Origin of the sequence: Candidatus Paracaedibacter symbiosus, from assembly GCF_000757605.1 — a bacterium.
Taxonomy (GTDB): domain Bacteria; phylum Pseudomonadota; class Alphaproteobacteria; order Paracaedibacterales; family Paracaedibacteraceae; genus Paracaedibacter_A; species Paracaedibacter_A symbiosus.
In genome coordinates this window covers 3031-3655 of sequence record NZ_JQAK01000040.1, presented here as the reverse complement: position 1 = coordinate 3655, position 625 = coordinate 3031, and the positions used below count along the sequence as shown (strand labels likewise).

General features: G+C 72.0%; 1 protein-coding gene. It reads right to left on the bottom strand.

Annotation, left to right across the window (positions count from 1 at the left end; genetic code table 11):
* Nucleotides 1-625 (bottom strand): RNA polymerase factor sigma-54 (locus IG80_RS14520; protein WP_269517205.1); only part of this gene is annotated, 625 nt, incomplete at both ends.

Genomic DNA, 625 nt, shown 5'->3' with positions numbered 1-625 from the left:
GGTCGATGAGACGTCGCATCATCGACTGGATCGCGGTGCTGGAGGCCTCGCCGCCGCCATCGGTCCCGATGCCCGAGGCGAAGAACGCCTTCAGCGGAAGGGTGCCGCGCGGAGTGCGCACGTACTTGCGGGCGATGGCGCGCGACACCGTGGACTCGTGCAGCTCCACCTCGCCGGCGATCTCGCGCAGGGTCAGCGGGCGCAGCGCCTGTTCGCCGAACTCCAGGAAGGCCGCCTGCTGGCGCAACAGGCAACGCATCACCTTGAGCAGGGTCTCGCCGCGCGCCTCCAGGCTCCGGAGCAGCCAGCGCGCCTCCTGCAGCTGGGTGCGCAGGTAGCCGGCATCGGCCTCGCCGCAGCGGCGGATCATCCGCTCGTAGCCGCGATGGATGGACACCCGCGGCAGCGCCTGCTGCGACAGCGCCACCTTCCATACGCCACGCTGGCGCCAGACCACGCAGTCGGGCACCACGTAGCTGTCGTGTTCGAGTTCGGCCAGCTGCTTGCCCGGGCGCGGGTCGAGCGAACGCAGCAGCTGCACCGCCTGTCCGACCTCGGCCGGCGGGCAGCGCAGCTCGTGGGCGATGCCGTCGATGCCGCTGCGCGGCAGGCGCTCCAGCGGGCC